The following is a 12,307-nucleotide window of genomic DNA, read 5'->3' as shown; positions in this document are numbered from 1 at the left end:
AGCGGGAACCGGGGGCGATGCGCGTCGTTGGTTTGTCCGGAGGGCGCGTCGCCGCGCGCCCGTAACCAGCCCGTGGAGGAGCACATGCCCCACACCAGTCACTCCCAGACGCCAGACGCCCCCGACGCCGCAGCGCAGGGCCTGACGACCACCGAGCGCGAGCAGATCAGCCGCCGCGCCCGTGCCCTTTGGCAGGAGGAAGGCTGTCCCCAGGGCCGCGATCGCGAGCTGTGGGCACAAGCCGAGCTTCAGGTGCTGAAGGGCCGCACGGCGTTTCGTGATGGCCGGTGAGCCGTCAACGTGCAAACGCATCCAGGTTTGAGCCAGTCCGCCGGCATGGGCCACGCGCCGACGCGGCGGTGACGAGGAGACGATGATGCCTGCGAAATCCAAGGCCCAGCAGATGGCTGCGGGCGCAGCCCTCGCGGCCAAGCGTGGCGAACGCAAGACGAGCGAATTGAAGGGCGCCTCCCGGCAGATGGTGAAGACCATGACCGAAACGGAACTGGCCGAGCTTGCCTCCGCAAAGCGCAAGGGCAAGCCCGCGCACGTCTCCCGCGATTGAGGAGCCAGTTTAGGAGCCAAGTCGCAGCCATGGCACAGCGCGCCTTCTGGAAGGGCTGGCTGAAGCTCTCCCTCGTCACCTGCCGCGTGGCCATGACCCCGGCTACGACGGAGCGGGAGAAGGTGCGCTTTCACACCCTGGATCGGGAGACCGGCAGTCGGGTGGTGGCGCGCTATGTGGATGAGGCCACCGGAAAGGCGGTGGATGAGGCCGACGAAGCGCGGGGCTACCAGACCGGGGACGACAGCTACCTGCTCATCGAGGACGAGGACCTCGAACAGATCGCCCTGGAAAGCGCCCGCACTATCGACATCGAGCGCTTTGTACCGCGCGACGGCATCGGTTGGGCCTATCTCGACAAGCCCCATTATCTGGTCCCGGACGATGCGGTGGGGGCGGAAGCCTTTGCCGTCATCCGCTCCGCCATGGCGCAGAGCGGCATGGCGGCGCTCGCCCGCCTAGTGCTCTACCGGCGTGAACGCGGGGTGATGATCGAGCCGCGCGAGCGCGGCCTGGTCCTCTGGACCCTGCGTTACGGCGACGAGGTCCGCGCGTTCGATGGCGCGCCACCGGACGCCCCGAAGCCGGACAAGGCGGCGCTCGCCCTGGTCAAGAAACTGATCGCGGAGCGCACGCAGGTCTGGTCCCCCGACATGGTGGAGGACCCGGTGCAACAGGGCCTGCTCGACCTGATCGCCGCCAAGGCTCGCAGCAAGACCCGCAAGCGCCCTGCCCGCAAGCCCGACGCGGCGCCCTCCGAGGCCGCGCCGGGGAACGTCATCGACATCATGGACGCATTGAAGCGGAGCCTCGCGACCGGAAAAGGACGCAAGAAATAAGGCGCCCGAAGGCGCCTTATTTTACCTGACCGAGGAGTGCCCCAGCCTCAGCCGGCCTTCTTGCCCTCGCCCTCGGCGAGGAAATGCTCCAGCCAGTGGATGTCATATTTGCCTTCTGCGATGTCGCGGGTGCGCACCAGGGTGCGAAACAGCGGCAGCGTGGTGTCGATGCCGTCCACCACGAACTCGTCCAGCGCGCGGCGCAGGCGGCGCAGGCACTCGTCCCGCGTCTTGCCGTGCACGATCAGCTTGCCCACCAGGCTGTCATAGGTGGGCGGGATCACGTAGCCCTGATAGGCGTTGGAATCCACGCGGATACCGAGGCCGCCGGGCACGTGATAATGGGTGATCTTGCCCGGAGAGGGCCGGAAGGTGGTGGGATGCTCCGCATTCACCCGGCACTCGATGGCGTGGCCCTCGATCACCACGTCCTTCTGGGTGAGGGTCAGCGGCTCGCCGGCGGCCACCCGGATCTGCTCATTGATCAGGTCGATGCCGGTGACCATCTCCGTCACCGGATGCTCCACCTGGATGCGGGTGTTCATCTCGATGAAATAAAATTCGCCGTTTTCGTACAGGAACTCGATGGTTCCCACGCCGAGATAGCCCAGGTCGCGCATGGCCTTGGCGCAGGTCTCGCCGATCTGCGCCCGCTGGGCGGCGGTGATCACCGGGGACGGCGCTTCTTCCCACACCTTCTGGTGGCGGCGCTGGAGCGAGCAGTCGCGCTCGCCCAGATGGATGGCGTGGCCCTTGCCGTCGCCCAGCACCTGCACCTCGATGTGGCGCGGGGTGGAGAGATATTTCTCCAGATAGACCGCGTCGTCGCCGAAGGCGGCCTTGGCCTCGGTGCGGGCGGTGGAGAGGGCCTGGGAGAGGTCCTCACTGGTCATCGCCACCTTCATGCCGCGCCCGCCGCCGCCGGCAGCCGCCTTCACGAGCACGGGAAAGCCGATCTCGGCGGCGACGCGCTGGGCCTCCTCATCCGAATGGATGCCGCCATCGGAGCCCGGCACCACGGGGATGCCGAGGGACTGGGCAGTTTTCTTGGCCTCGATCTTGTCGCCCATGATGCGGATGTGCTCCGCCTTGGGGCCGATGAAATAGATGTTGTGATCGGCGAGGATCTCGGCGAACCGGGCATTCTCGGCCAGAAAGCCGTAGCCGGGATGCACCGCGTCCGCCCCCGTGATCTCGCAGGCGGCGAGCAGGGAGGGGATGTTGAGATAGCTCTCGCGGGCGGCCGGCGGGCCAATGCACACGCTCTCGTCGGCGAGGCGCACATGCATGGCGTCGGCATCGGCGGTGGAATGGACCGCGACCGTCGCAATGCCCAGCTCCTTGCAGGCGCGCAGGATGCGCAGCGCGATCTCGCCGCGGTTGGCGATGAGGATTTTTCTGAACATCAGCAGTGCCCGCCTCTAAAGCAGTTGCGCGTTTCGATGAACCGCGGCCCTGCTCCAAGTTTCTGCGTTAACGCGTTTTCGTCATGCGAACCGGAACCCGCCCCGCTCAAAAACGCTTCGGTCTGCGCTGACATGTTTTCGGGAAGCGAACCGGTATCCGCTTCGCTCGAAAGCACGTTTGTCGTTGGCGCGTTTTCTTGACGCGAACCGGGTTCCACTTCGCGTGAAAACGCTTTGGCGCACCAGCTCATTCGATGATGAGCAGCGGCTCGCCATATTCCACCGGCTGGGCATTGCCCACCAGAATGCGCGTCACCGTGCCCGAGCGCGGGGCCGGAATGGCGTTCATGGTCTTCATGGCCTCGACGATCAGCACCGTCTGGCCTTCCTTCACGCTGGCGCCCACCTCGATGAAAGCGGCGGCGCCGGGCTCCGGGGACAGATAGGCGGTGCCCACCATGGGCGAGGGAACCACGCCCGGGTGCTTGGAGAAATCGGCCGGGCCGGCATCGGCGGCGACGGGGGCAGCCACTGCGACGGGGGCAGCCGCGAACGGCGCGGCGGGGGCCTGGGCGTAGGTGACGGGCGCGGGGGCGCGCACCACGCGGATGCGCAGGCCCTCGTGCTCCACCTCGATCTCGGTCAGGTCGCTGCCCGAGAGGAGATCGGCGATCTCCTTGACGATGGCGGTGTCGATGGGGGGGTGATTAGGCTTCATCTTGTTCCTGCTCTTGCCGGCCGGATCTGCAGTCCGGATCGGGCCGCACGAGTATGGGAGTGACTTGGGCGCATGGTACGAAGGCCCGTTTTACGTGGGCGCGTGTGAATGATGCGTCACGGCGCGCGCGGCAGACTGGCGAGGGCGCGAAGCCCCAGCACATAGCTTTGCGGCCCGAAACCGCAGATCACGCCGCGCACCACGGGCGACAGATAGGAGTGGTGCCGGAATTCCTCCCGCGCGAACACGTTGGAAAGGTGCACCTCTATGGTGGGCACCCCCACGGCCGCCACGGCGTCCCGCAACGCCACGGAGGTGTGGGTATAGGCCGCCGCGTTCAGCACGATGCCGCGCGCCCCGCGCGCCTCCTGGATGAAATCCACCAGCGCGCCTTCCGAATTGGTCTGGCGGAAGTGGATTTCCAAGCCGAGCGCTGCGCCTTCGGCACGGCAAAGCGCCTCCACGTCGGCAAGCGTCGCCGCGCCGTAGATGCCGGGCTCGCGGGTGCCGAGGAGGTTCAGGTTAGGTCCGTTCAGGACGTGGACAGTATCGGACATCCGTGACTGATCTGTCGCCGGCTCCATACGGCCGGGTCGCTGCCTTATAGGGGCGCGCGGCCCGCAAGGAAAGAGCAGGCCGCGCGGCGGGCACACGCTCTTGTGAATGCGTGCCCTCTCATAACCTAAGGGAATGCTGGAGCCGACGGCCCCAGCGTGTCTACCCCTGCGTCTCGGGTCTAAACCCTACTTGGCGACCGGCGGGTGCTTGCGCGCCTCGGCGATGGCGGCCTTCAGCTTGTCAAAGCCCACCGCGCCGATCACCACCTGATCGCCGATCACGTAGGACGGCGTGCCGTTCAGCGCCAACGCCTCGGCCATCTTCATGCTCTCGTCGAGGGTCGCGTTCAGCTCGGGCGAGGTGGCCTGCTTCTGGATCAAAGCGGGGTCGATGCCCACCTCCTTCGCCGCCGCCAGCGCCTTGGCCCGGTCGGCCTGGCCGCGGCCGTTCAGCAGGGCCTGGTGGAAGGCCATGTACTTCTCCGGCGCCACCATCCGCACCGCCACCGCCACCTGGGCGGCCTCCACGGAGCCCTGGCCGAGCACCGGGAACTCCTTCAGCACCACGCGCAGGTTGGGATCCTGCTTGATGAGGTCCTGGAGGTCCGAGAGCGCCTTTTTGCAATAGCCGCAATTATAGTCGAAGAATTCCACCAGGGTGACGTCACCCTTGGGATTGCCTGCCACGATGCCGCGCGGGCTGTTCACGAGAAGCTGACGGACCTCGCCCACGGCCTTGCTGCGCTGGCTGGCCTCCTGAACCATCTGGCGGGACTCGAGGACCGAGATGGCTTCCTGCAGCACTTCCGGATTCTGGATCAGATACTCGCGGATGATGCCGCCAAGTTCCTTCTTCTCGGTGTCGGTGAACGCAGCCGCCGGGCGCGCGACCAGGACGACAGCCGAGACGGCGGCCAGCGCCAGCGTGAAAAGCCGGGGGGCGAGGCGCCGGAGGCTGGTGGTGGGCGAGCCCAGATGGGGGGGCATTCAGATCTCCATGGGGTGAAAAGGTATCACTGCTGGTTGGCGGCGCTTTTGGGCGGTTTGAAGTTCACCAGGTCGTCGGCCTGCAACCAGCCGGGCGATCCCTGCGGAAAACGTTGGCGGGCGCGGGCGGCAAGCTCGCGACCGGTCTTGAAATCGCCCTGGGCGAAACTGCTCTGGGCCGCGGCGAGGTCTGCGTTGGCGAGATCGCCGGAGCGGCCGTAGGCCAGGGAGAGGGATCGCCAGGCCGAGGCGGAATTGGGATCGCGCTGGGTGGCCTGCACCAGCTCGCGAATCGCCTCCTGGGTGTAGGAGGGATTACCCGCCTCCACCAGCGCCTGCCCGAGCATGGAGCGGATGAGCGGAGCGCCGTTGGTCATGGCCACCGCCTTGCGCAGCGGGGCAACCGATTCGGCGGCCCGTCCGGCCTCCAGCAGAGCCTGGCCCTTCAGCTCGTAGAAATAAGGGTTGGACGGATCGCGAGCGATGAGCGCGTCGATCTGGGCATTGGCGCCATTCACATTGCCGAAGCGGTAGGCCGAGATCGCCCGCGCATATTGGGCCGCCATGGAGGTGTCGGAGGCTGGATAGCGACGCGCCACCGTCTCCGGCCGCTCCATGAAGCCGATCAGCTTGGCCCGCATCATGTCGTGGCGGGCCTGAAGCGCGGGCGGATCCTTGGTCTCGTAATAGGGGCTGGCCTTGGCCAGTTGCTCCAGCGCGGCGATGCGCTCGCGCGCCATGGGATGGCTCAGGGAATAGGGATCCACCCGCTGGCTGATGAAGAGCTGGTCGTTCTGGAAGCGCTGGAAGGTCTCCAGCATGCCCTTCGCCGACTGGCGGGTGGCATCCAGATACTTTACCGCCGAACGGTCGGCCGCCGCCTCCTCGCCCCGCTGGTAGTTGAGGAGCGAGCGCCGGATCAGTTCCTGGGGCGCCGACATGGCCGCGCCGCCCACATTGCCGAGGTCGCGCCCGTTCATGCCGCCCGCCGCGCCGGCCGCCATGCCGCCCGCCGCCAGCAGCATGGCAACGATGGCCATGGTCTGGGCGCCGGCCAGCTGTTCGCGCATGCGGGCGAGGTGACCGCCGGCGATATGGCCGGTCTCGTGGGCGAGGACGCCGATGATCTGGTTCGGCGTGGTCGAATCCACCAACGCGCCGGTATTGACGAAGATACGCTTGCCGTCGGCCACGAAGGCATTGAACGACCGCTCGGAAATGAGCACCACCTCGACATTCTGCTGGCCGAGGCCCGCCGTCTTGAGGATGGGGCGGGTGTAATCCCTCAGCAGCGCCTCGATCTCCGTGTCGCGGATGGTGGCTGGCCCCTTGCGGGCCTGCTCCTGCGCCACCGCCATCTCGATCGGCAACGCCACGGCGGCCGCAAGGCACAGGCCACGGGCAAGAGCCCGGCCCGATGCGCGAAGGGCCGTCAGCAAAGACAGGGATGAAGAAGGCATGGGCATAATCGCTCGGCTTCGATCCGTTTCCTCGATCCCTCTGGTCCGCTCCACCCCATGCCGGCGGCGACGCGTGCATTCGGGGTGCGGCGACATCGACGTTGCCAGTTCGCCCCCATCCTCGCCCGCCCCTCGCCCCCTAGGCGCCCTCTAGGCACCCCCTTGGCGCCCGCGATGGCGCAGGTTACGAGACAGCCGGACACTGGTGCCCGCCGGACCCATGGTCAATGCGCCGGTCTTCACGTTGAGGCGAACCCGTCTCAGGGACAGTCAGATTAAGGCGGCAGCACGGCAGCGCGGAACTTCCGCTGCGTCGAGGCCCGCCAATGCACGAAAACAAGCTGGAAATCGCAGTATGTCCACGGCGCCCCATCCCCGTTCCATCGTCCTCTCCAGCCGTAGCGCGGTGGAGCCGTTCATCGTCATGGACGTGATGCAGCACGCCGCCCGCATCGAAGCCGGCGGCGGCCACGTCATCCATCTGGAGGTGGGCCAGCCGGCCGCTCCCGCCCCCACCGTGGCGCGGCGCGCGGCAGCGGCGGCGCTGGAGGCCGGGCAGGTGGGCTATACCGCCGCCCTCGGCATCCCGGCCCTGCGCGCCCGCATCGCCCGGCATTACGGAGAAATCCATGGCGTGGCGGTGGATCCCGAGCGCATCGTGGTGACCCATGGGTCGTCCGGCGGCTTCGTGCTCGCCTTCTTGGCGCTGTTCGAGCCCGGCGACCGGGTGGCCATCGCCGCGCCGGGCTATCCGCCCTACCGGCATGTGCTCCACGCGCTGGGCTGCGAGCCGGTGCTGATCGAGACCCGCGCGGAAGACCGCCACGCTTTGACCCCCGAGCGGCTGCTGGAGGCCCATCGCAAGGCGCCGCTCAAGGGTGTGCTGGTGGCAAGCCCCGCCAACCCCACCGGCACCATGATGGACCGCGCCGCCCTCACCGCGCTCCATGCCTGCGCCCGCGACCTGAACCTCGCCTTCATCTCCGACGAGATCTATCACGGGCTCGACTACGCCTTCCCGGCGGTGAGCGCGGTGGAGATCGGCGAGGACGTCACCGTCATCAATTCCTTCTCCAAATATTTCTGCATGACCGGATGGCGCGTGGGCTGGATGGTGGTGCCGCCCGGCGTCTCGCGCACCATGGAGCGGCTTCAGCAGAACCTCTCCATCTCCGTGCCGACCCTGTCCCAGATCGCCGCCGACGCTGCCTTCGAGGGCCGGGCCGAGATGGACCTCGTCAAGGCGACCTATGTGGAAAACCGCCGCATCCTCACGCAAGGACTGCCGGAGGCCGGGCTCAAGCGCTTCCTGCCAGCGGACGGCGCCTTCTATCTCTATGCGGACGTATCCGACTTCACCAACGACAGCGCCGCTTTCGCCCGCCGCATGCTCGACGCGGCCCATGTGGCGACCACGCCGGGGGTGGATTTCGACCCCTTCCACGGCCACCAGTTCCTGCGCATCTCCTATGCGGGTTCGGCGTCCGACATGGCGGAGGCGATGGCGCGGATCGGCGACTTCCTGAAGCGGGGGTGAGACGGCTGCCACACGGTCGCGCCAATTCCTGCTATCATTATGTCCCATGAGCCGGCTGAACGACCAGATCGTCGAGATCACCCCCGATGTGCTGCTGAAGGCCTATGCCTGCGGCATCTTTCCCATGGCGGAAAGCGCCGAGGATCCCGGCCTCTACTGGATCGAGCCGGAGCGGCGCGGCATCATCCCGCTGGATGGCTTCCAGATGTCCTCCCGCCTCGCCCGCACGGTGCGATCCAACAAGTTCGAAGTGCGCGTCGACCACGACTTCGATGGCGTCATTGACGGCTGCTCGGAGCCGCAGGAGGGCCGAGAGAAGACCTGGATCAACGAGCGGATCCGCAAGCTCTACGGCGAATTGTTCCTGCGCGGGCGCTGCCACACGGTGGAAGCCTGGCGCGACGGCAAGCTGGTGGGCGGGCTCTACGGGGTGCGGCTCGGCGGCGCCTTCTTCGGCGAGAGCATGTTCCACCGCGAGACCGACGCCTCGAAGGTCGCCCTCGTCCATCTGGTGGGTCGGCTGATCGCCGGCGGCTTCCGGCTGCTGGATACCCAGTTCGTCACCAGCCACCTGAAGACCTTCGGCGCTATCGAGGTGTCGCGGCGGCATTATCACCGCCTGCTCGATCACGCCCTCCAGGGCGAGGCGGACTTCTACTGCTGGCCGCGCGCCGTGACCGGGGCGGAGGCTTTGCAGCCGATCAGCCACACGTCGTAGATGGGGTGCTCCACCGCGTGGAGGCCGGGGCTGGAGGCGAACATCCATCCAGTGAAGATGCGCTTGGCTTGTCCGGCCAGCGTCACCTCGTTCACCTCGGTGAAGGAGGTCGTGTTCTGCGTCTCGGTGGCCGGCCGGGTGTAGCAGGCGCGCGGCGTCACCTGCAGCGCGCCGAACTGCGCAGTCTCGCCGATGGCCACGTCGAACGAGGTGATGCGGCCGGTGATCTTGTCGAGGCCGGCATAGACCGCAAAGGCGTTGGCGATCTTCTGCGTCGGCGGCTGCACCACCATCACGTCGCCATTCTCGTCCGAGCCCGGAGCGGCCGGCACGACGGCGGTGCCGGGAACCGGGCCGGGCACCGGCTGGACGCCAGGTGGCAAGGCCGGCGCCGGGCCACGCTGGACCGTGCCGGGCGTCACCGGCCGGGGGGCCGGGGCGGCGGACGGCGCGGGCTGACGGGGGGCGGGAATGGTGCCGGGAGGCGCAAGAGGCGTGGATTCGATCTGACCCGGGCGCTGATATTGCACCTGCGCCAGCGCCCCGGATGCCGTGCCGACGAGAATCGCCGCGGCGAGGAGCGGCACGGTCCGGTAAAGGCGCATCAGGACATCAACCCGTAACAAAATCTGAAGGCAGCAGGCATCGGCCGTGCTGCCCTTCTGAAGCGCCGGATTCAGGCGACGGCAAGGCGGTCGGGCAAAGAAGACGACCACGCGAGGACATCTGCCCCGCGATGGCGGCCCTCACTCGCCCGGGGTCCAGGCCTTGTAGTCGCCGGTGACGCGGGGGCGAAGGCCGCCGGCCAGCACCGAACCCTTGGGCCGGTAGGCGCCGGGCGACCCGGTCATGTTACGGCGGTGCGGCTTCTGCCAGGAGTGGGGCGTATAGGCCTCATCCACCGGCGGGGTATCGACGCGATGGTGCATCCAGCCCCACCAGCCGGGCGGGATGGTGGAGGCTTCCGCATAGCCGGGATAGATGACCCAGCGGCGCTCGAAGCCCAGGGTCGGGTCGATCTTGCCGCCCTTGGTGCGGAAATAGCGGTTGCCGAACTCGTCCTCGCCCACGAACTCGCCGAACCGCTTCGTCCACCACATGGTGCCGACGGTCTGCTTGTTCCACCAGGTGAAGATATAAAGCAGGAAGTTCTTCACGGCCCGCGCCTCGTTCGGAATTCGGGCGGAACATGCCATCTGGCCCGCCGCCTGTCCACCTGTCGCCGCCCTGTCTTATGGCATGAACAGCAGCATCACATAGACGCAGAAGACGATGAGATGCACAACGCCGTTCAGCGCGTTGGTCCGCCCGGTGCCGAACGACAGGATGGACAGCACGAAGGTGACCAGCAGCATGGTGCGGTCCTCGGTGTCGAGGCCGAGGACCATCGAGTGGCCGATGAGCACCGATATGAAGGCCATGGCCGGGATGGTGAGCGCCACCGTGGCCAGCGCCGAGCCCAGCGCGATGTTCAAGGAATGCTGGAGGTGGTTGCGGGAGGCGGCCCGCACCGCGGCGATGCCTTCCGGCAGCAGGATCAGGAGCGCGATGAGGGCGCCGGTCACGGCGTCGGGATCGGCCAGCGCGAAATTGCCGAGGAAGTCCTCGAAAGCCGCCGCCACGTGCTTCGACAAGACGACCACCGCCGCAAGGCTCGCGATCAGCATGACCAGTCCGAGCGCAAACGCGTTCGGCGTAGGCGGCGCTTCGCTGTGTCCCTCCGGCTGGTTCTCGAAGTGCTCGCGATAGCGCACCGTCTGCATGTAGAGGAACGCGCCATAGAGCGAGATCGCGACGAAGCTCATGAAGATGAGCTGACGCGGGGAGAAGGTGCCGGTCTCGCCCTCATGGGTCTCGGCAGGCAGAACCAGCAGCATGACTCCCAGCGCGATCATCACCGAGAGGTAGCCGGAGACGCCCTGCTGCTGGATGGTCTGTTCCCGGTGCCTGAGGCTGCCCAGCAGCAGGCACAGGCCGACGATGCCGGTATTGACGATCATCAGCACGGAAAACACCGATTCCCGCGCCAGGGTCGGGTTGTTCTCGCCGTGGAGCATCATCGAGGCCATCACCGAGACCTCGATGATGGTGACGGACATGGTGAGCAGCAGGACACCGTAGGGCTGGCCGAGCCGGCGTGCCACCACGTCCGCATGGGCGACCGACGAGATCGCCGAACCGCACAGCAGCGCGATGGCGAGGACCGCGGCGATGCCCGGCACCAGGCCTTCCGCGCCCGGCGCGAGGTCCGGCCACGCCTTCAGGAACAGCGCGAGCGCGAGGCCCGACCCCGGCACGAGGTAGTTGAGCGCCGTCGGGCCGCTTCCCTTCACGCTGTATTCCTTTCCGCTACGACCGGTCCCGCTGTCCCACATCCGCTACGGCCCCGCAAGGTTTCGCCCCCTGCCGGGCCGTCCGGCGCACCTCAGAGCGCGACCGGCCGCCCGGTCGCCTTGCGCTCGGCAAGGAGGCACAGGTAGACCGAGGCCAGGGTCGCCCCTGCGAGCGCGGTGATCTCCGCATGGTCATAGGGCGGGGAAACCTCCACCACGTCGAAGCCCTTGAGGTTGAGCCCGCCGAGGCGTCGCAGGCACGAGATGGCCTCCCGGGTGGAAAGGCCGCCGCACACCGGCGTGCCGGTGCCCGGCGCGAAGGCCGGGTCCAGTGCGTCGATGTCGAACGTCACATAAACCGGCGCATCGCCCACCCGATCGACGATGTGGTCCGCCAGCGCGATGGGGCCCATTTCGGCGGCGGTCAGCCCGTGGACGATCTCGATGCCGCAGGTCTGGGGCGCATACGTGCGGATGCCCACCTGGATCGAGCGATCCACCCGGATCAGCCCGTCCTTCACGGCGCGGGTGATCATGGTACCGTGATCTACCCGCTCGCCGCCGTCTTCCCAGGTGTCCTGGTGCGCATCGAACTGCACCAGCGCCACCGGCTCGCCGAGATGGGCGGTCAGCGCCCGCAGCATGGGATAGGTGAGGAAATGGTCGCCCCCGAGGGTCACCATGTGGGTGCCCCGGGCATAGTGCGCGCGGGCCTGCGCGGCGATGGCGGCCGGAATCCCGGCGGGCAGGCCATAGTCGAACACGCAATCCCCCCCGTCCGCCACGTCGAGCAGCTCGAACGGGTCGATGCCGAAGGGATAGAACGGATCGCCATCCAGGATGGTGGAAGCGGCGCGGATGGCGCGCGGCCCGAATCGCGTTCCCGGGCGGTTGGAGACCGCCACATCGAGCGGCACGCCCCACACCACCACCTCTGCGCCGCCGCCGTCGCGCGCATAGCGCCGGCGCAGGAAGGAGGTGACGCCGGAATAATTGGGCTCGGTGGACTGGCCGTGGCGAAAGCCCGGGTCCAGCGCCCGATCCACGGGGCGGGGATGTAGCGGATCGGTCGGGGGGGTGGTCGACATGACGTTCCTCGAATGGACGGCGGCCGAATGTACCCGGCGCCAAATCTAGAAAATCATAAGCACTTTCGCTGATCGGATTGCTGCAATCCAATCGGATCC

Annotated in this window: 14 protein-coding genes; 5 read left to right on the top strand and 9 right to left on the bottom strand. The window is 67.4% G+C overall.

Annotation, left to right across the window (positions count from 1 at the left end; translation table 11 throughout):
* Positions 1-84: 84 nt before the first annotated feature.
* From FBQ73_RS13000 to ku, 3 genes are all read left to right on the top strand, one after another.
* The gene (locus tag FBQ73_RS13000) at positions 85-291 is read left to right on the top strand and encodes a DUF2934 domain-containing protein (RefSeq protein WP_246089689.1); all 207 of its coding nucleotides are present in this window, start codon (positions 85-87) and stop codon (positions 289-291) included.
* A gap of 85 nt (positions 292-376) precedes the next feature.
* A complete protein-coding gene (locus tag FBQ73_RS12995; RefSeq protein WP_138400107.1) occupies positions 377-565 on the top strand; it encodes a DUF3008 family protein in 189 nt (62 codons plus the stop codon).
* Positions 566-594: 29 nt separating this feature from the next.
* Positions 595-1,404 (top strand): non-homologous end joining protein Ku, encoded by an 810-nt coding sequence (gene ku / locus FBQ73_RS12990; RefSeq protein ID WP_138399912.1) that lies wholly within the window; start codon positions 595-597, stop codon positions 1,402-1,404.
* Between the two features lie 47 nt (positions 1,405-1,451).
* Here ku and accC read toward each other — a convergent pair whose 3' ends face one another.
* From accC to FBQ73_RS12965, 5 genes are all read right to left on the bottom strand, one after another.
* Positions 1,452-2,810, bottom strand: coding sequence for an acetyl-CoA carboxylase biotin carboxylase subunit (gene accC / locus FBQ73_RS12985; protein WP_138399911.1), 1,359 nt, complete (start codon positions 2,808-2,810; stop codon positions 1,452-1,454).
* Positions 2,811-3,057: 247 nt separating this feature from the next.
* Positions 3,058-3,528 carry an acetyl-CoA carboxylase biotin carboxyl carrier protein gene (gene accB, locus FBQ73_RS12980; RefSeq protein ID WP_138399910.1) on the bottom strand — a complete coding sequence of 157 codons (471 nt, stop codon included), beginning with the start codon at positions 3,526-3,528 and terminating at the stop codon, positions 3,058-3,060.
* A 116-nt stretch (positions 3,529-3,644) separates the two neighbouring features.
* A complete protein-coding gene (gene aroQ, locus FBQ73_RS12975; RefSeq protein ID WP_138399909.1) occupies positions 3,645-4,085 on the bottom strand; it encodes a type II 3-dehydroquinate dehydratase in 441 nt (146 codons plus the stop codon).
* A 186-nt stretch (positions 4,086-4,271) separates the two neighbouring features.
* Entirely contained in the window at positions 4,272-5,072 is an 801-nt protein-coding gene (locus FBQ73_RS12970; RefSeq protein WP_138399908.1) for a DsbA family protein, read from the bottom strand.
* A gap of 26 nt (positions 5,073-5,098) precedes the next feature.
* On the bottom strand, positions 5,099-6,538 hold the full coding sequence (locus tag FBQ73_RS12965) for a M48 family metalloprotease (protein ID WP_138399907.1): 1,440 nt from the start codon (positions 6,536-6,538) through the stop codon (positions 5,099-5,101).
* A gap of 349 nt (positions 6,539-6,887) precedes the next feature.
* On the opposite strand from FBQ73_RS12965, the gene FBQ73_RS12960 reads away from it, so the two are divergent.
* Positions 6,888-8,069 carry a pyridoxal phosphate-dependent aminotransferase gene (locus FBQ73_RS12960; protein WP_138399906.1) on the top strand — a complete coding sequence of 394 codons (1,182 nt, stop codon included), beginning with the start codon at positions 6,888-6,890 and terminating at the stop codon, positions 8,067-8,069.
* Between the two features lie 46 nt (positions 8,070-8,115).
* A complete protein-coding gene (aat, locus tag FBQ73_RS12955; protein WP_138399905.1) occupies positions 8,116-8,787 on the top strand; it encodes a leucyl/phenylalanyl-tRNA--protein transferase in 672 nt (223 codons plus the stop codon).
* Here the strand turns inward: aat and FBQ73_RS12950 are convergent.
* The 4 genes from FBQ73_RS12950 to speB form a co-directional block, all read right to left on the bottom strand.
* A complete protein-coding gene (locus FBQ73_RS12950) occupies positions 8,724-9,392 on the bottom strand; it encodes a DUF2155 domain-containing protein (RefSeq protein WP_138399904.1) in 669 nt (222 codons plus the stop codon). The genes aat and FBQ73_RS12950 overlap by 64 nt on opposite strands.
* A gap of 141 nt (positions 9,393-9,533) precedes the next feature.
* Positions 9,534-9,944, bottom strand: coding sequence for an NADH:ubiquinone oxidoreductase subunit NDUFA12 (locus FBQ73_RS12945; RefSeq protein ID WP_170218895.1), 411 nt, complete (start codon positions 9,942-9,944; stop codon positions 9,534-9,536).
* A 75-nt stretch (positions 9,945-10,019) separates the two neighbouring features.
* Complete coding sequence (locus FBQ73_RS12940) at positions 10,020-11,120, bottom strand: calcium:proton antiporter (RefSeq protein WP_170218878.1); 1,101 nt, start codon at positions 11,118-11,120, stop codon at positions 10,020-10,022.
* Positions 11,121-11,212: 92 nt separating this feature from the next.
* Positions 11,213-12,208 (bottom strand): agmatinase, encoded by a 996-nt coding sequence (speB, locus tag FBQ73_RS12935; RefSeq protein WP_138399901.1) that lies wholly within the window; start codon positions 12,206-12,208, stop codon positions 11,213-11,215.
* Positions 12,209-12,307 lie beyond the last annotated feature (99 nt).

The sequence above is a fragment of the Xanthobacter autotrophicus genome (assembly GCF_005871085.1).
In the GTDB taxonomy this organism is placed as follows: Bacteria; Pseudomonadota; Alphaproteobacteria; order Rhizobiales; family Xanthobacteraceae; genus Xanthobacter; species Xanthobacter autotrophicus.
This window is presented reverse-complemented; position numbering and strand designations above follow the sequence as displayed.

Excerpts from the sequence above, each read along its gene's own strand:
- FBQ73_RS13000 (WP_246089689.1), top strand. The coding sequence starts at position 85 with ATGCCCCACACCAGTCACTCCCAGACGCCAGACGCCCCCGACGCCGCA.
- FBQ73_RS12995 (WP_138400107.1), top strand. The coding sequence starts at position 377 with ATGCCTGCGAAATCCAAGGCCCAGCAGATGGCTGCGGGCGCAGCCCTC.
- ku (WP_138399912.1), top strand. The coding sequence starts at position 595 with ATGGCACAGCGCGCCTTCTGGAAGGGCTGGCTGAAGCTCTCCCTCGTC.
- accC (WP_138399911.1), bottom strand. The coding sequence starts at position 2,810 with ATGTTCAGAAAAATCCTCATCGCCAACCGCGGCGAGATCGCGCTGCGC.
- accB (WP_138399910.1), bottom strand. The coding sequence starts at position 3,528 with ATGAAGCCTAATCACCCCCCCATCGACACCGCCATCGTCAAGGAGATC.
- aroQ (WP_138399909.1), bottom strand. The coding sequence starts at position 4,085 with ATGTCCGATACTGTCCACGTCCTGAACGGACCTAACCTGAACCTCCTC.
- FBQ73_RS12970 (WP_138399908.1), bottom strand. The coding sequence starts at position 5,072 with ATGCCCCCCCATCTGGGCTCGCCCACCACCAGCCTCCGGCGCCTCGCC.
- FBQ73_RS12965 (WP_138399907.1), bottom strand. The coding sequence starts at position 6,538 with ATGCCCATGCCTTCTTCATCCCTGTCTTTGCTGACGGCCCTTCGCGCA.
- FBQ73_RS12960 (WP_138399906.1), top strand. The coding sequence starts at position 6,888 with ATGTCCACGGCGCCCCATCCCCGTTCCATCGTCCTCTCCAGCCGTAGC.
- aat (WP_138399905.1), top strand. The coding sequence starts at position 8,116 with ATGAGCCGGCTGAACGACCAGATCGTCGAGATCACCCCCGATGTGCTG.
- FBQ73_RS12950 (WP_138399904.1), bottom strand. The coding sequence starts at position 9,392 with ATGCGCCTTTACCGGACCGTGCCGCTCCTCGCCGCGGCGATTCTCGTC.
- speB (WP_138399901.1), bottom strand. The coding sequence starts at position 12,208 with ATGTCGACCACCCCCCCGACCGATCCGCTACATCCCCGCCCCGTGGAT.